This is a genomic window from Cupriavidus sp. DF5525, from assembly GCF_040149425.2.
GTDB lineage: Bacteria > Pseudomonadota > Gammaproteobacteria > Burkholderiales > Burkholderiaceae > Cupriavidus > Cupriavidus pickettii_A.
The window spans coordinates 1,824,834-1,840,249 of record NZ_CP168265.1; the positions used below are offsets into that span (position 1 = coordinate 1,824,834).

Annotated in this window: 15 protein-coding genes and 1 pseudogene; 7 read left to right on the top strand and 9 right to left on the bottom strand. The window is 64.6% G+C overall.

Annotated features, from left to right (window positions below):
- Positions 1-56: 56 nt before the first annotated feature.
- The 5 genes and pseudogenes from ABNX08_RS08610 to ABNX08_RS08630 form a co-directional block, all read right to left on the bottom strand.
- Positions 57-1,031, bottom strand: a complete 975-nt coding sequence (locus ABNX08_RS08610) for an alpha-ketoacid dehydrogenase subunit beta (protein ID WP_022534785.1) — start codon at positions 1,029-1,031, stop codon at positions 57-59.
- Positions 1,028-2,050: a pyruvate dehydrogenase (acetyl-transferring) E1 component subunit alpha gene (gene pdhA / locus ABNX08_RS08615; RefSeq protein ID WP_022534786.1), complete on the bottom strand. Its 1,023-nt coding sequence runs from the start codon at positions 2,048-2,050 to the stop codon at positions 1,028-1,030. The genes ABNX08_RS08610 and pdhA overlap by 4 nt, the downstream gene beginning before the upstream one ends.
- Positions 2,047-3,816 carry an acetate--CoA ligase gene (acsA, locus tag ABNX08_RS08620; RefSeq protein WP_022534787.1) on the bottom strand — a complete coding sequence of 590 codons (1,770 nt, stop codon included), beginning with the start codon at positions 3,814-3,816 and terminating at the stop codon, positions 2,047-2,049. Before acsA ends, pdhA begins: the two co-directional genes overlap by 4 nt.
- Before the next feature lie 211 nt (positions 3,817-4,027).
- On the bottom strand, positions 4,028-6,433 hold the full coding sequence (gene ppsA, locus ABNX08_RS08625; protein WP_022534788.1) for a phosphoenolpyruvate synthase: 2,406 nt from the start codon (positions 6,431-6,433) through the stop codon (positions 4,028-4,030).
- Between the two features lie 444 nt (positions 6,434-6,877).
- A pseudogene (locus ABNX08_RS08630) lies at positions 6,878-7,002 on the bottom strand (alcohol dehydrogenase); the annotation flags it as partial.
- 34 nt (positions 7,003-7,036) lie between these two features.
- Here ABNX08_RS08630 and ABNX08_RS08635 point away from each other — a divergent pair.
- From ABNX08_RS08635 to ABNX08_RS08645, 3 genes are all read left to right on the top strand, one after another.
- Entirely contained in the window at positions 7,037-7,873 is an 837-nt protein-coding gene (locus ABNX08_RS08635) for a universal stress protein (RefSeq protein ID WP_022534789.1), read from the top strand.
- 196 nt (positions 7,874-8,069) lie between these two features.
- Positions 8,070-8,534: a universal stress protein gene (locus tag ABNX08_RS08640; RefSeq protein WP_022534790.1), complete on the top strand. Its 465-nt coding sequence runs from the start codon at positions 8,070-8,072 to the stop codon at positions 8,532-8,534.
- A gap of 52 nt (positions 8,535-8,586) precedes the next feature.
- A complete protein-coding gene (locus tag ABNX08_RS08645; RefSeq protein ID WP_022534791.1) occupies positions 8,587-9,072 on the top strand; it encodes a carboxypeptidase-like regulatory domain-containing protein in 486 nt (161 codons plus the stop codon).
- Between the two features lie 109 nt (positions 9,073-9,181).
- Here ABNX08_RS08645 and ABNX08_RS08650 read toward each other — a convergent pair whose 3' ends face one another.
- Positions 9,182-9,721 (bottom strand): flavodoxin family protein, encoded by a 540-nt coding sequence (locus ABNX08_RS08650; RefSeq protein WP_022534792.1) that lies wholly within the window; start codon positions 9,719-9,721, stop codon positions 9,182-9,184.
- A 233-nt stretch (positions 9,722-9,954) separates the two neighbouring features.
- Between ABNX08_RS08650 and ABNX08_RS08655 the strand changes: the two genes are divergently transcribed.
- Positions 9,955-10,407 carry a universal stress protein gene (locus tag ABNX08_RS08655; protein WP_022534793.1) on the top strand — a complete coding sequence of 151 codons (453 nt, stop codon included), beginning with the start codon at positions 9,955-9,957 and terminating at the stop codon, positions 10,405-10,407.
- A 40-nt stretch (positions 10,408-10,447) separates the two neighbouring features.
- Complete coding sequence (locus ABNX08_RS08660) at positions 10,448-10,726, top strand: DUF1488 domain-containing protein (RefSeq protein ID WP_022534794.1); 279 nt, start codon at positions 10,448-10,450, stop codon at positions 10,724-10,726.
- 293 nt (positions 10,727-11,019) lie between these two features.
- Here the strand turns inward: ABNX08_RS08660 and ABNX08_RS08665 are convergent, their stop codons facing one another.
- Positions 11,020-11,259 carry a hypothetical protein gene (locus ABNX08_RS08665; protein WP_349605057.1) on the bottom strand — a complete coding sequence of 80 codons (240 nt, stop codon included), beginning with the start codon at positions 11,257-11,259 and terminating at the stop codon, positions 11,020-11,022.
- Between the two features lie 222 nt (positions 11,260-11,481).
- Here ABNX08_RS08665 and ABNX08_RS08670 point away from each other — a divergent pair, with 222 nt between their 5' ends.
- Positions 11,482-12,321, top strand: coding sequence for a universal stress protein (locus ABNX08_RS08670; protein WP_022534796.1), 840 nt, complete (start codon positions 11,482-11,484; stop codon positions 12,319-12,321).
- Between the two features lie 99 nt (positions 12,322-12,420).
- Complete coding sequence (locus ABNX08_RS08675; RefSeq protein ID WP_022534797.1) at positions 12,421-12,726, top strand: hypothetical protein; 306 nt, start codon at positions 12,421-12,423, stop codon at positions 12,724-12,726.
- 167 nt (positions 12,727-12,893) lie between these two features.
- On the opposite strand, the gene ABNX08_RS08680 is transcribed toward ABNX08_RS08675, so the two are convergent.
- Together ABNX08_RS08680 and phbB are read right to left on the bottom strand one after the other, a co-directional pair.
- Positions 12,894-14,669 carry an alpha/beta hydrolase gene (locus tag ABNX08_RS08680; protein ID WP_022534798.1) on the bottom strand — a complete coding sequence of 592 codons (1,776 nt, stop codon included), beginning with the start codon at positions 14,667-14,669 and terminating at the stop codon, positions 12,894-12,896.
- Positions 14,666-15,412: an acetoacetyl-CoA reductase gene (phbB, locus tag ABNX08_RS08685; RefSeq protein ID WP_022534799.1), complete on the bottom strand. Its 747-nt coding sequence runs from the start codon at positions 15,410-15,412 to the stop codon at positions 14,666-14,668. Before phbB ends, ABNX08_RS08680 begins: the two co-directional genes overlap by 4 nt.
- Positions 15,413-15,416 lie beyond the last annotated feature (4 nt).

Consider the following 15,416-nt stretch of genomic DNA (forward strand, 5'->3'; position numbering starts at 1 on the left):
CCTCGCCGGAACGATGCGCCGGTTGCGGGCACGGGAGGTGAGGGCTGCCGGCTTGCTCATGCGATCAGCTTGCTGGCCGCGGCTGCGATCTTGTCGGCCTGGGGCAGGGCGGCCTCTTCCATATGCCTGGCATAGGGAATCGGTACCTCTTCAGAACAGACCCGGGCGACCGGTGCGTCGAGTTCATAGAAAACCTGCTCGACAATGCGGGCCATCACCTCCGCGGCGAGGCTGACGCTGCGCCAGCCCTCGTCGACGATCACCGCACGACGGCATTTCGCGACGGATGCCATGATGGTCGCATCGTCCAGCGGGCGCAGGACGCGCAAATCGACCACCTCGGCATCGATTCCCTGGGTCGAAAGCGAATCGGCGGCTTGCATCGCCTTGGGCAGGCCGCCACCATACGCGATCAGGGCCACGTCCTTGCCGGGCCGCCTGACCAGTGCCGAGTGGATATCCACGACGGACGCTTCCGGGATCTCGCTTTCCACGTTGTACAGGCCTGCATGCTCGAAGATCAGCACCGGGTCGGGATCGGCCAATGCCGGCGCCAGCATGCGGCGTGCATCCTCGACAGTGGCCGGCGCCAGGACCCTGAGGCCAGGTATGCTGGCATACCAGCCCTCGAAGCTGTGGGAATGCTGGGCCGCGACCTGGCGGCCCGCCCCGGTGGCCATCCGGATCACCAGCGGTACGGAGAACTGCCCACCAGACATATGGCGGTACAGGGCTGCGGTATTGACGATCTGGTCGAGTGCGAGCAGGCTGAAATTGACGGTCATCACTTCGACGATGGGGCGCATGCCGCCCAGGGCCGCGCCGATGCCAGCGCCGGTGAAGCCGAGTTCCGAAAGTGGGGTATCGCGGATGCGTTCCGGGCCGAACTCGGCCAGCAGTCCCTTGGAGACCGCATAACTGCCGCCGTAGCGGCCGACGTCCTCGCCCATCAGGAAGACGCGGGGGTCCTTGGCAAGCGCCTCGCGCAGGGCTTCGCGCACGGCCTCGCGGTAGCTGAGGCGCACGCTCATGGGGTGCCTCCCGCCGGTGAGCACACATCCTTCAGCAGATCCTCGACAGGCTCCAGGGTACCCGCCTCGGCAAAGGCCTCGGCCCTCGCAACCTCCGCACCAACGTCGGCGTCCAGCGAGAGAAATTCGTCTTCCGTCAGCTTGCCTTCCGCCTTCAGCCGCGCGGTGAACGTATGAATGGGACCGCGTGCCTTCCACGCCTCGACTTCGGCCGCCTGGCGGTACAGATCCGGGTCGTACATGGAGTGCGCGCGGAAGCGATAGGTGCGCAGTTCAAGGAACACCGGCCCCGTGCCACCCCTGACGCTGGCCACGGCATTCCGGGCAGCTTCGCAGACGGCGACCACGTCCATTCCGTCAGCCGCGAAAGCCGGCATCTTGTAGGACGCTGCCTTGGCGCAAAGGTCTGTCTGGGACTCATGGCGCTCCAGAGCCGTCCCCATCGCGTAGAGATTGTTTTCGCAGCAGAGCAGAAGCGGCAGCTTCCACAATGCGGCGAGGTTCATCGATTCATGGAACGCACCTTCGGCGACCGCCCCATCGCCAAAGAAGCAGGCGGTGACGCGCTGGCTGCCCTGCATTTGCTCGGCGAGCGCAAGGCCCACTGCCAGCGGCAAGCCTGCGCCCACGATGGCGTTGCCCCCGAAGAGCCGGGTGGCGCGGCTAAACAGGTGCATGGAGCCGCCGCGGCCTCGCGCACAGCCTTCTTGCTTGCCGTACATTTCGGCCATCAGCACGCCCATGTCCATGCCGCGAACCAGCGCATGCCCGTGTTCGCGATAGGTGGCGACCACATTGTCGTCCGGTGCGAGTGCGTGGAGAACACCAACGCATACAGCTTCCTCACCGATGTACAGGTGCAGGAAGCCGCGTATCTTGCCTTCGCCATAGCGCTGCGCGCATGTCTCCTCAAGGCGGCGAATACGCACCATGTCGCGCAGCAACGTAAGCGCGAACTCCTTGTCATAGGGCACCGGCCCGGCAGGTGGCGGGGGGGCGGGATGCTCGATCTCCATCATGATCCGGTCTCAAGCGTGGAGGTGTCCCCCTCCGGCAGGCCAAGTTCGCGGGCCTTCAGCAATCGGCGCATGATCTTGCCACTGCGCGTTCGTGGCAATTCCGCCAGGAAGGCGATGTCCTTGGGGGCCACCGCCGCGCCGAGGCGGCTTCTGCCATGGCCAAGAAGCTCCAGGCGCAGCGCTTCACCAGGTTCAAAGCCTTTGTTGAGCGATACGAATGCCTTCACGACTTCTCCTGCCACCGGATCCGGCTTGCCGATGACGCCGGCCTCGGCGACGGCCGGGTGCTCCATCAGCGCACTCTCGACCTCGAAGGGGCCGAGCAGGTGTCCGGAAGACTTGATGACATCGTCAGTGCGGCCGACGAACCAGTAGTAGCCGTCGGCGTCGCGGCGAGCAAGGTCGCCGGTCAGGTACCATTCGCCGGCGAAACACTTGCGGTAGCGCGCTTCGTCGTTGAGATAGGCGCGGAACATCGACGGCCAGCCGCTTCTGAGCGCAAGCTCTCCCTCGGTTCCGGACGTATCGATCAGCTCGGCGCGTCCGTCTTCCTTGCGCCGCACGATGGCCGCGTCCACGCCGGGAAGCGGCCTGCCCATCGAGCCAGGCTTGATATCAAAGGCTGGCGTGTTGGCGATCATGATGCCGCCTGTTTCCGTCTGCCACCAGTTGTCGTGAATCGGCAGGCCCAGCACGTTCTTGCCCCACCAGACAGCCTCAGGGTTCAGGGGCTCGCCGACACAGGCGATAAACCGCAGGTGCGGGAAAGCATGCGCTCTGGCCGCATCGGTTCCCGCCCTCATTAGCATGCGGATCGCGGTCGGCGCCGTATACCACACCGTAACGCCTTCGTCGTGAAGGATTCCATACCAGCGCTGCGCGTCGAATTCTTCAGAGTCCACAATAGACGTTATGCCATGCAGCAATGGGGCGATGGCACCGTAGGATGTGCCGGTCACCCAGCCCGGATCGGCCGTGCACCAAAAGATGTCGTCCGGATGAAGATCGAGCGCATACCTGCCGGTCGCCCAATGGGTGGCCGCCGCGCCATGGACATGCACCGCCCCCTTTGGCGTGCCGGTCGTGCCGCTGGTGAAATGCAACAGGGCCATGTCTTCGGATGTGGTGGGCGTGATCTCGCACGCGTCCGTCGCGCTGCGCATCATTGCCGGCAGGTCAAGCGTGCCCGGTATCGCGGTTGGGCCGCCGTCTTCGGCGACCAGTAGAACGTGTTTGAGGCTAGGTATGCGGTCGCGCCATGCGGCGACCTTGCGCATGAAGAGTTCGTCGGTGGTGACCAGCACCGAGCCCTTGCCAAGGTTCAGTCGCGTGGCGATCGGCTCGGGCCCGAATGCCGAGAACAGCGGCGAGACCACGCAGCCGTTCTTCAGGCCGCCGAGCAGGGCCGTATAAAGCTCCGGGAGGCGTCCAGCGAGAATGAAGATGCGGTCTCCCTTGCCCACGCCGAGTTCGCGCAGTACGTTGCAGAAGCGATTGGTGAGCCTGGCCAGCTCTGCGTAGGTGACGGCGCGCGCCGCCGGTCCGCCGCGGGAAAGAAAGCGGAATGCGACCTTGTCACCCGCACCACGTCCCACATGGCGGTCCACCGCCTGCCAGGCGATATTCAATCCGCCATCGGGCTGAGTGCCGAGGGTCCTGCGGATGGCGTCCCAGGAAAAGCCACGACGCTCCGTCTCATAGTCGGCAAAATTTGGCGTAACACGCAGGTCCGCTGCCGTCTTGCGGATGATTGTTGACAGATCCATTCTGGCGCTTGGTCTCCTTGGGACCACTATAGGAGCCGGGGCAGGCGACGAAAAGCGGGGCGGCCAGCGCTGCCCGGCCGTCCGTTACCGGTGCGGGCAAGGGCAAGCCCGGCCCGCTTTAGCGAAGAAATCGGGCTAATGGCCAGGCTGCTGTAGGGAACGTTTTTCGGTACTTCCGGCATGTCTCTTCCATCCTTCACCTGTCTGACGCTCATACAGACGAGATCCTTGTCCTCGCTTGCTCGGCAGCAGCAACATGACGCTTGACCGCGATAAAGCTATCGGGACTCACTGACATCGAATCGATGCCGCTTTCGACAAGGAACCCAGCGAACGCCGGGTGGTCGCTAGGCGCCTGGCCGCACAAGCCGACATCGGCCCCGGCCTTATGCGCCTCTGCGATGACGCTGCGGATCATCCATTTGACGGCGTCGTCCTGCTCGTCGAACAACTCTGCGAGTTCTGCCGAATCGCGGTCCACGCCGAGCGTGAGCTGAGTCAGGTCATTGCTGCCGATCGAAAAGCCATCGAAGCGCCTGGCGAACTCGCCCGCCAGGATCACGTTCGACGGGATCTCGCACATGACATATACGTTCAGGCCGGCTTCGCCGCGCACGAGGCCGTTCTCCGCCATGACCTTAAGTACGCGGTCCGCCTCTTTCGCCGAGCGGCAGAACGGAATCATGACGATCACATTGGTGAACCCCATCTCCGTGCGCAGGCGGCAAATCGCCTGGCATTCCAGCGCGAAGCCTTCTTGATAGCGGGGAGAGTAGTATCGCGACGCACCACGGAATCCAAGCATCGGGTTCTCCTCCCGGGGCTCGAATTCCGCGCCGCCGATCAGATGCGCGTACTCGTTGGTCTTGAAGTCGCTCATGCGGACCACTACCGGATGTGGATACTGGAGAGCGGCAATCCGCCCCAGTCCGCGCGCGAGCCGGTCCACGAAGTACTCCGTCTTGCTTTCGTACCCAGCTGTCAAGCCGGCAATCGTCTGCTTCGCCTCATCGTCCTTTAGCGTGTCGTAGCGGACCAGCGCCATTGGATGGATCTTGATGTGGTTACTGATCACGAACTCCATCCGCGCCAGCCCGACGCCATCGGCCGGGATCCGCCACCAGCGAAAGGCTGCTGCGGGGTTGGCCAGGTTCAGCATGACCTTGGTATGGGTTGCCGGGATACTGCCAAAGTCGATTTCCTCGACTTCATAGTCGGCGGTGCCTTCGTAGACAAAGCCCTCGCGGCCTTCCGCGCAGGACACGGTGACCTCTTGCTCGTCGTGCAGCAGATGGGTGGCATTGCCCGTACCGACGATAGCCGGAAGCCCGAGTTCGCGGCTTACGATGGCTGCGTGCGAGGTCCGACCGCCGTGGTCGGTGACGATGGCAGCCGCACGCCGCATGACGGGCACCCAGTCGGGGTCTGTGGATTGGGTCACGAGGATGGCGCCGTCGACGAAGCGCCCCATCTCCCGTGGGCTCTCGATCACGCAAACCACGCCCGCCGCGACGGCATCGCCAATGCTCACGCCCGATATCAACTTGCGGCCGGCCTTCTTGATGCGATAGGTCTTCACCGCGCTCGCCTCGCGTCTCGACTGGACGGTTTCCGGTCTAGCCTGGACGATGAACATTTCTCCGCTTTCGCCGTCCTTCGCCCATTCGATGTCCATAGGCTGGCCATAGTGGTCTTCGATCGTGCGGGCCCAGCGCGACAAGGTGAGAATCTCCTCGTCTCCCAACACGAAGGACGCACGTTCTGCCTTCGATGTCGGGACATACTTGGTCGGAACGCGGCTATCGCTCGTGTAGATCATCTTGCGGCTCTTGTCGCCGAGCTTCTTTCCGATGATCGGCGTGAGCGACGGGTTGGACAGAAGCGGCTTGAACACCTCGTACTCGTCCGGTTCGACGGTGCCCTGCACGACGCTCTCGCCCAGACCCCAGGCGGCGTTGATCAGGGCCACCTTGTCGAAGCCGGTTTCGGTGTCTATTGAGAACATCACACCGGCGCCGCTCAGGTCGGATCGCACCATGCGTTGGACGCCGACCGACAACGCAACCTTCAGATGGTCGAAGCCCTTCGCCTGCCTGTAGCTGATCGCGCGGTCGGTGAAGAGTGAGGCGTAGCAGCGCCGGCAAGCGTCAAGGAGCGCACGATCACCCCGGATATTGAGGAAGGTTTCCTGTTGTCCGGCGAAACTCGCATCCGGCAAATCCTCGGCGGTCGCGCTCGAGCGCACTGCCACGTCCGTATTGACCTGTCCGGTCCGGCGGTTCAGCTCTTCATAAGCCAGGCGGATCGCCTCAGCCGTCTCCCTGGGCCATTCGCCGCGGAGGATGAGCTGACGAATGGCGGCCCCGGCCTCGGAGAGGGTAACCTTGCCGTCAGCAAGTTCGCTGAGCATCCTGGACACGGCTTCCTGTAGGCCATTCGCGTCGATGAAGTGCCAATACGCTTCCGCGGTAACTGCGAACCCCGGTGGAATCTTGATGCCTCCGGGCGCCAGGTTGGCCACCATCTCCCCCAGCGATGCGTTCTTGCCACCGACGCGAGGAACGTCGGCCCGCCTTAGTTCTTCGAACCAGACAACCTGCGCATGTTCGTTGGACATATGCTGCTCCTTCTTGGTGGACTTATGCCGACGCCTAAGCAAGGCCAAGGTTCCGCTTGGAAAGGGTAACGTCTGGGAAGCTGCCAAGGGTGCTGAACAGCGCTAGCGAGAGACTGACTGATTCAGACTAGTGGTGAAATGGCGCCGTGGCTTGATCCAACGCAAGCCCCCACAAGCCAAGCTTCACCGGCGGCAGTTCTGTGCACTGAAGGCGGCACTGGTGCGAAACACGGCGGGATGAGGCGCCGCAATGCGTTGCAGAGTACGCCGGATAGGCGCAGGGCGATTGTCTCGATGTTGACGTGCATCATGCTTGACCGCCAGGTGGCTCCAATAATGAAAAATGGGGACCCCGGCGACAACATTCGCTTTGTTTCCCAACGGTTGCCGGTTTTGTCGCTAACGGAAGTCCACAGGGCTCGCTGATGTTCCAAGAGGCGAGTCGGCGTCGCCCCCGTCCCTTGTGTAGCCGTGAATTGCGGCGTGTCCCAAAGGTTCTGCCGCCCGGTCGCGCAGAAGGCGCAATGGCCACAGGTATGGCCGAGCCACGGCACGCCAACCCGGTCGCCGGGCGCTTTCGAAATCCCTGCACAGGAGAGCATCATGGCCTTCAAAACCGTATTGGTCGAACTCGGGCGCGACGTAGGCTGCGCCGCGCGTGTAGGAGTTGCAGCGGACCTCGCCAAACGCTCCGGCGGTCATGTGGTGGGATTAACCGCGACCGGCGTGCCGTTCGAGCGGATTCCGGACGCCAGCAGCGATGCGGAGCGCTACGTGGATGTGGCCAGGGTCGGCCTGGCGGCACAGGCGGAAGAGACGGGCGTCGCGTTCCGGCGCGTCATGGAGCAGGCAGCGCCGGGGGTGGCACACACCCACCGCGTGGTCGAGGAAGACCCGGGATGGGCGTTGGCGCAGGAAGGCCGCGTATCCGACATCGTCGTGCTGGCACCACCGCCCGACCCGTATTCGGTAGGCAGCCTGGCAGCCGAGACCGCCGAATATGTACTGCTGAATGCCGGGAGGCCCGTGTTGCTGGTGCCGGATGCCTACCAGCAGGTGGAGATGGAACATATCGTGATCGCGTGGGATGGCTGGCGAGAGGCTGCTCGCGCGGTGGCGGACGCGATGCCGCTGTTGCTGTGCGCAGAGCGGGTCACTATCGTGGCGGTATGGAACCGGGACGGCCGGCCCACTCCAAAGTCGGAGCCGGTCGCGGGCCTGCGGCAATACCTCGAGCGGCATGGCATCGCCGCGGGGGTGTACAACGAACCGACGAGCGAGGCGGTTGGTCGGGTACTGCTCGAGGCTACACGCAGCCTGAACGCGGACCTGCTCGTGGCCGGTGGCTACGGACATTCCCGCATGCGCGAGGTGATGCTGGGCGGCACCACGCGGACCCTGATGCACCATGCCGGGATGCCGCTGCTGCTGTCGCATTGAATAGCGGCGAAGCGCTGGGTACCACAAGCTCACCGCGATTGCGCGGCATGAAGACGGGTGGCCTGCGCATGTCGTTGACCGGTCCGAGTTCGCAACCCACCGGCCAGGGGGACTTAGGACTTCGTTGACTGGCATCAACCCGCATGTCCTTGCGACCGCTACTTTGGAAAGAACCATAGCCGAAGCCGAGGTCGCCATGTACCGCCGCATTCTCCTAGCCATCGATGGCAGCCGCTCATCCTTAAATGCCCTGGAGCAGGCCGTGTCCATGGCGCTGGCCACCCACGCCGAGGTCAGCGCCATGTTCGTCGTCGACGACAGCGACCTGTTCTTCGAGATCAGGCCGGGTTACCGGCCCTGGCTGATGGCCGACATCATTGCCTATGGCAAGCAAGTGCTGGCACGCGCCGGCGAGCGCCTGAGTGCCGCCGGCGTGCGCTGGAGCAGCAGGTTGGCCGAGACGCCTGGCACCCCTGCGAAGGTTGCCGAGGCGATCGTCGCGGAAGCGGACCACTGGAGCGCAGACCTGATCGTCATGGGCACACACGGCCATCGCGGCGTGCGGCGCATGGTGCTGGGCTCGGTCTCGGAGCACGTCGTCAGCAAGACAGTTCGCCCCGTACTGCTCGTCCGGCAGCAGTCAGGCAGCGAAACTCCCTGACCGTTCGGTCCCAGTCCGCGGATACCCCAACAATCCTTTCGGAGCGACGCAAATGCAGGTGTCAAGAAGCCTTGGCCTCGGGCTGTCGTCGCTGGCGATTGCCGTTGCGGCGGCTGGTTGCGCCACTCGCGCGACGCCCGCTGGCGCTGGCGTGCAGATCATGGAGCAGCACGGCGTCTCCTACGTATCGGGTGGAGACGATGAGGCGGGCATGCAAAGCATGCTGACCATCGCCGCGCGTTTCAACGTACGGCTGACGATGGTGGATGCCGGGCGCGGCAACCCGCTGGGCGGTGCCACGGTGGTCGTGGCCAGCCAGGAGGGCCGCCCCGTGCTGCACACTACCGCCAGCGGGCCGCTGTTCTACATGCGACTCAAGCCGGGTGCCTATCGGCTCGCGGTGGGCTACCAGGGGCGGGACCAGATGCGTGACATCGTCGTCGCTGGCGAGCCGCTCGAGATGACGTTCCGGCTGCCGGTCAATACGCTTGAGGACGACTGGCTGCTCTGCGGCACGACACCCTGCCCGCGTCGCTGAGCCCGCCGCCTGGACGTGTTGCCGCGGGCACGACGTCGCGCAGCAAGTTCGCGGGGGTTCAGGGACGACCGCGAAAGAGGAGGGGGAGCGACGGAGCCGGAAGAAGCGCTCACGTCTCGTTCGGGGACAACCAGGCGGGACGCTCGGCGTGGGCAGGCCTGGAATCCGCGAACCGCAACGCCTGCACGAAGTCATCGATCTCGGCGGCGGCATCGCCGCTCAGCACGTCACGTTCGAGCAGCACGAGCGCCGGCGCGGGTGTTTTGCCCGTGAGCCTGGCTATCTCCGCCTCTGCCTGGAAGCCCCCGCGCGCTGCCATGATACAGATTGCCGACACGCGCCCGGCCAGCGGCGGCGTGGCGACGCTGGCGGCGAGGAAGCTGCGCATCGGGGCCGCCAGCCTGCCCATCCATACCGGTGCCAGGACCACGACATGCTCGCAGCGATCAAGGGCCGGGCCGCCGTAGCGGTACTCGACCTGGCGGTGAAAGAGGTTATCGATAACGCACCGGAGGTCCCCAAGGATCCCGGCGCGGCTTTTCACGTCGGCGACCTCGGCCAGTGGCCATCCCGACCGAGCGGCAACGGCCTCGGCGACCTGGCGTACGGTGCCGGTGCGGGAGTAAAAAACAATCGCGGCTTGGGTCATCACTGGCTCCGGTCAGATTCGCAGCGGACGTCGCTGTGTCTGCAGCGTAGGCCTTGCGTGGCGGCCGCCATTGATGCGCATCAACTGGGACATACGCGCGCCCGCCGTAGCGATTGGGGGCATCGTGCAGCGGCTTTGACACGTATCAACAGCAGTTGCGCCGCCTGCCCTACGCTGGATTAAACCAGTCCAGACCCGAGCCACCACAGGCTCCAACCGCCGGAGAAACCGCTATGTACCAGCGCATCCTTGTCGCCATGGACGGCGGCGCCGCTTCGGAACTTGCCCTCGAACAGGCCATGATCATCGCGCTCGCCGCCAACGCGGAAGTGGAGGTGGTCCATGTGGTCGATGACCGCAGCCCGTTCCTGGATATCAGAAATCTGGATCCGGTAAGGTTGATAGAGGACCTCACGACGGCGGGCGAAAGCGTCCTCGCCGCCGCCGCCAGCAGGCTTGCCGCAGCGGGCATTCGCCACGTAACGCGGCTGCTGGGCAAGCCGATGGTCGAGGGAGATGTTGCTACCACGATCGCGGCCGACGCCAATGGCTGGGGTGCCGATCTGGTTGTGTTGGGTACGCATGGTCGCCGGGGAGTGCGGCGACTCGTCATGGGCAGCGTCGCGCGGAGCGTGATCACCCTAGCCGTCGCGCCCGTCCTGCTTGTCCGCGCCGAGGAGGCGTAGGCAGGCGAACAGACTTTGGAGGGCGTTACGCCAGAGAGCTATGCATACGATCGACTTTGCCGGCGAGACGCCGGATTATTGCCCGACCGGGCCAAGCCTGCAGTGTGCCGCGAAGGTGGACGGCTCGCCGGCAACCTATGAGATCACTGCCGAGGCGCTTGAGGATCATTTCGGCGCACGCTCGTATCGCAGTGAAGATTTGCTGCCGGCATTCATGAGCAACCGCCAGGACATTGAACGCGTCGCGGGAGCGCTGTTCGAGATGACAGGTGCGCGGCACATCGTGCTGCACAGCGGCCATTTTCGCTTCGCGGTGTGAGACGCACGTTGTGGCCGGCAGCAGCCACCCTGGGGCGGTGCGCCCCCAAGGAGCCACCCATGAAGAATCGCTTGCAGTCATGCACGCCGGCAAGAGGGCCAGGATGGCGCAGGCTTGCCGCCTGCGCGTTGGTGCCGCTATGCGCAGCGTGTACCGCCGTTCCGGACCCGCTACGGCCGCCGAAGCCACGCACGGCCGCGCTGGCGTCAGGCGGCTTGGGGCAACCCGTACCTGGCGTGCCCGGCAATGGCTTCTCATGCTCGGATGGTCGCGCCGCTCAGTCGTAGCGCAGGTCAATGCCGAAGCCCCCGGCCCAGTTCGCAGTCGACAACGCCCGCTGCATAGGCGAAGAGCCACTCTTCGGCCTGTTGCACGCTGCCCGGCACGGCGGGCCAGTCTGGCGTAAAGCGAACGCCGATGCCTCTGTCCGACGCTGTGAAAAGGACACCGCCGCTGGGCTTGCCCGGCGCGATGGCGTCGGGGACGAACAACACGATGTGGAACCCCTTGTACGACCGCTTTGTTTCATGCATGTGAGTCTCCTGCGAAGGTTGCCACCGGGGCGCATTCGGCAAGCGCACCGGCGCTCGCTCTATGGGAACCATAGTGGCGCGAACCAGAGCGGTAGTGGTGGTGCCAGCGGTACCGCCTGTGGCGCGGACAGGAAGGCGGCTTGATGCACGACAAATCCGGGACCGGGGGGCGATATAGATTTAAGAAAAGCCCCGTTCGGGGCTGCATGATGGAGTCAATCCATGGACTACGCAACGATCCTGGTTCATCTCGATGCCAGCCGCCGCGTGTACGACCGGCTGAACCTCGCCACCCAGCTGGCGCTGGAGTTCCAATCCACGCTGGTCGGCCTGCTTGCCGTCGGCAAGCCGGATCCCACCGCCGTACGCTACCTGGTGGACGGTGACCGCTATCTCGCCTCCTACAACGAATGGCAGCATCAGGTCGGCGAGCGGGCCCGCCATGCCCTGATGGGCGCGACGGACGAGGTAGCCGTCATTACGGAATGGCGGGCGCCGGACTGGGCCACGGCGGTGACGGTCCAGGCAGAGGCACATCGGGCGGATCTTGTCATCCTCGGACAGCACGATCCCACTGATGATGCCGCCTACGCCGAGCCCGGCTTTGTTGAATCCATCGTGCTGCAATGCGGGCGGCCGGTGCTGGTGGTCCCGTATGCGGGCCGGTTCCCGAGTGTTGGCAAGAACATCATGGTGGCGTGGAATGGCAGCCGCGAGTCGGCGCGGGCCATCCGCGATGCGCTCCCACTTCTGCAGCGCGCAGGCACCGTGGAAGTGGTTTCGTGGACACCATCTGGCGTTCTGAAGGGGCCATGGGTTTCGCCGCCTCAGTATGCCGTGGACTGGCTGGCTCGGCATGGCGTGGCAGTGCAGCTGTGCACTTTTGCGGCGGGAGACGGCGAGGACGTCGGCCAGCTGTTGCTCTCGCACGCCGCGGACCGAAATGCTGACCTGATCATCATGGGGGCCTACGGGCACAGCCGGGTGCACGAGCTGGTCCTTGGCGGTGTCACCCGAACGCTGCTCGAGTCGATGACAGTGCCGGTACTGATGTCGCACTGATTGCCGCAGCGACTCGGCGATGCGATGAAGGACGGTACAGATGGGGCTATCTACGGAGCGGGATGCTGAGGCAAGTGCGAGAACGGCATCGGTGTAGCGATGCAGGCCGATACCTGGCCTATCGCTATCAATGCTGATAGCGTGTCGCTTAAATGGGATGCGATGAACAATGACAACCGAACACTCCACCAGCTTGCGCAGGGTTTCTGGAATGAGTTCCTTAGGCGTCGACCGGCATTTCCCGTGTCCGACGGCATGTTTCCATTCGAGCCGGCTACCCGTGACCGGTACATCGAAGGCCAAGGTAGAACTTATGCTGTCTGGCGAGCTCGGGCGATAAAGGCCGGCTTTTCTACCGAGGATTTCTTCCGCGCGTGCATTCGCGTACGGGCGGCGATGTATTGATCGCTGCCCGCGATTGGTAGTGTGTGCCGTGCCGTGCCCCCAGGTTCTGTCTTCAGGACATACCCTTCGGCGCAATGGGCGGTGGTCGACCAGAAGCTGTTCGCCGCCACGTCTTTCACCGGCAGTCTGCCTTGTCGCAATGCAAGGCGCAGCGCTGTGAAGAGACCTTAGGGTTCTAGCACATAGGTACCGGGTGCGTCCGCGAGACCCGGGGCCGGCGCCTGTCGCGTGCAGCGCCCTGTCGAGTGGGCCACTAGCCAGTCATGCCACTCCGGCCACCAGGAACCCTCGCGGTACGCAGCTATGCTGAGGAATTGCTCCGGGCTCAGGTAGGGCGCGGCGGGCAATCGCGTATGCACATGGTAGCGCCGGCGCGGGTGGCCCGGTTCCGACACAATGCCTGCGTTGTGGCCGCCCGAAGTCAGCAAGAAGGTCAGTTCGGCCTGGGTCAGCAAGTGCAGCTTGTACACGGAGCGCCAGGGAGAGACGTGGTCGTGTTCGGTGCCTACCACGAAGAGCGGGAGGTCGAGGTCCGACAGGGCGACAGGCTGTCCGCCGACGCACAGCTTGCCGGTGGCCAGCTCGTTGCCAAGGAACAGCTTGTGCAGGCATTCCGAATGCAGGCGGTAAGGCAGTCGCGTAGTGTCGCGGTTCCATGAGACCAGATCGTTGGCGCGCAAACGTTGGCCGAGCAGATACTCGCTCATCACGCGCGACCAGATCAGGTCCTGGGCGTTGAGCATCTGAAAGGCAGCCTTCATCTGCGGCCCGTCCAGATATCCTTGGCTCCACATGAGGGAGTCCAGCGTTGCGAGCGAGCTCTTGTCGATGAACAGCCCCAGTTCGCCCGGATCATGGAAATCGGTTTCAGCCGCAAAGAGCGTCACGCTGGCCAATGATCCGCCGGCGGCGTCGCGGGCCAGCATGGCAGCGCCCGTGGCAAGCAGGGTGCCGCCCAGGCAATACCCGGCGGCGTGGATGTGCGCGCCGTCGCAGCGGTCGTGCACGGTGTCGAGCGCAGCCAGAAGCCCGGCCTCCAGGTAGGTGTCAAGCCCGAACTCGCGGGCCGAGGCGTCCGGGTTCTTCCATGAGATCATGAACACGGTATGGCCGCTCTCGACCAGGTAGCGCACCAGTGAATCCTCGGGCTTCAGGTCGAGGATGTAATAGCGCATGATCCAGGACGGCACGATCAGCACCGGCTCGCGCCAGGCCGTATCGGTGCCAGGGACGGGCGCATACTCGATCAGCTCGATCAGCGCGTTGCGGAACACCACCTTGCCGGGCGTCAGCGCCACGTCGCGCCCGGGTAGAAATTCCAGCGCCGGGCGCCCAGCGGGCAGTCCGGGGACCTTTGACAGCAGCTCACTGGCGTCCTGCAGCCAGTGGCGGGCGCCTTGCAGGAAGTTGGTGCCGAAGGTGCTCGAGGTGGTCCTGGCAATAGTCGGACTCATCCACCAAACATTACCGGGCGCGAGGAGGTCAAGCCATTGCCGGGCGCAGAAGGCGACGATGTGCTGGTGATGGCGCGACAGGCCGTCGATATCCTGCGTCAGCGACTCCCAGAAGGCTTCGTTGCGCATGAACGCATCGCGCCAGCAACGATAAGGCCAGTCCTGCCAGCCGGCATCGGCAAAGCGCTGGTCGCTGACGTTTACGGACGGCGGCTCGGCCGCCGTCGGCAACAGCCGTGGCGAATCCTCGATGCTGTGCTGCAGCCACGCCTGCCACGCCTGCACCACCTTTGCCGGGGAGATGCTGAGCTGCAGCGCCCAGTCGAGCCCGGCCAGGCTTGCCGAGATCACCGACAGGCCGCCGGTGGCGCGGGCCAGGCCGGCGCGGATCTGCTTGTCCAACCAGACTTGCGCCGGCATGGCGGGCTGCGGCGCGCATTCCGGCATGGCCGCCAGGCTGGGCGGCAACGCCCTGTCATCGATCCTCATTGCAGGTGTTGCCCTCCGTTGATCGCAAAGTTGGCGCCAGTGACAAAGGCCCCGTCATCGCCGCACAGGTAAGAGATCATTGCCGCGACCTCGGCTGGCTTGCCGAGCCGGCCGACCGGGATGGTCGGCAACACGTCCCGCTCGAGGATCTCCGCGGGCATGTCCGTCACCATGTGTGTATCCAGGTAGCCCGGCGAAACCGTGTTGACGGTGATGCCTTTGCGCGCGAGTTCCAGCGCCAGCGCCTTGGTGAAGCCATGTACCCCCGCCTTGGCGGCGGCATAGTTGGTCTGGCCAAAAGCGCCTCGCGAGGCATTGACCGAAGAGATATTGACGATCCGGCCCCAAGCGCGCGCCATCATCGGCTCAACCAGCGGGCGCGTCATATGGAAGAGCGAGTCGAGGTCCGTGCGCAGCACGAAGTCCCAGTCAGCCTTGTCCATCTTGCGCAGGGTCCGGTCGCGCGTGACCCCGGCATTGTTGATCAGAATGTCGACGTCGCCGACCTCGCTGCGCACGTGCGACACGCAGCGCTGGCAGGACGCGAAGTCCGTCACGTCGACCGGGAATGCCGCAAACTCGCGGCCGGCGTTGCGTTGCGCGCCGAGCCATTGGGCCACGTGGTCATTGTGTTCGGAGTGCGTCACCACGACGCGTACGCCGTCGGCCAGAAGCCGCACGGCAATGGCTTCGCCGAGGCCGCCCATGCCTCCCGTCACCAGGGCAATGCGTTGCCCGGCCATCTCG

Bases quoted from the DNA above. Each gene is read 5' to 3' on its own strand.
- ABNX08_RS08610 (WP_022534785.1), bottom strand. From the start codon at position 1,031: ATGAGCGTGCGCCTCAGCTACCGCGAGGCCGTGCGCGAAGCCCTGCGC.
- pdhA (WP_022534786.1), bottom strand. From the start codon at position 2,050: ATGATGGAGATCGAGCATCCCGCCCCCCCGCCACCTGCCGGGCCGGTG.
- acsA (WP_022534787.1), bottom strand. From the start codon at position 3,816: ATGGATCTGTCAACAATCATCCGCAAGACGGCAGCGGACCTGCGTGTT.
- ppsA (WP_022534788.1), bottom strand. From the start codon at position 6,433: ATGTCCAACGAACATGCGCAGGTTGTCTGGTTCGAAGAACTAAGGCGG.
- ABNX08_RS08635 (WP_022534789.1), top strand. From the start codon at position 7,037: ATGGCCTTCAAAACCGTATTGGTCGAACTCGGGCGCGACGTAGGCTGC.
- ABNX08_RS08640 (WP_022534790.1), top strand. From the start codon at position 8,070: ATGTACCGCCGCATTCTCCTAGCCATCGATGGCAGCCGCTCATCCTTA.
- ABNX08_RS08645 (WP_022534791.1), top strand. From the start codon at position 8,587: ATGCAGGTGTCAAGAAGCCTTGGCCTCGGGCTGTCGTCGCTGGCGATT.
- ABNX08_RS08650 (WP_022534792.1), bottom strand. From the start codon at position 9,721: ATGACCCAAGCCGCGATTGTTTTTTACTCCCGCACCGGCACCGTACGC.
- ABNX08_RS08655 (WP_022534793.1), top strand. From the start codon at position 9,955: ATGTACCAGCGCATCCTTGTCGCCATGGACGGCGGCGCCGCTTCGGAA.
- ABNX08_RS08660 (WP_022534794.1), top strand. From the start codon at position 10,448: ATGCATACGATCGACTTTGCCGGCGAGACGCCGGATTATTGCCCGACC.
- ABNX08_RS08665 (WP_349605057.1), bottom strand. From the start codon at position 11,259: ATGCATGAAACAAAGCGGTCGTACAAGGGGTTCCACATCGTGTTGTTC.
- ABNX08_RS08670 (WP_022534796.1), top strand. From the start codon at position 11,482: ATGGACTACGCAACGATCCTGGTTCATCTCGATGCCAGCCGCCGCGTG.
- ABNX08_RS08675 (WP_022534797.1), top strand. From the start codon at position 12,421: ATGCAGGCCGATACCTGGCCTATCGCTATCAATGCTGATAGCGTGTCG.
- ABNX08_RS08680 (WP_022534798.1), bottom strand. From the start codon at position 14,669: ATGAGGATCGATGACAGGGCGTTGCCGCCCAGCCTGGCGGCCATGCCG.
- phbB (WP_022534799.1), bottom strand. From the start codon at position 15,412: ATGGCCGGGCAACGCATTGCCCTGGTGACGGGAGGCATGGGCGGCCTC.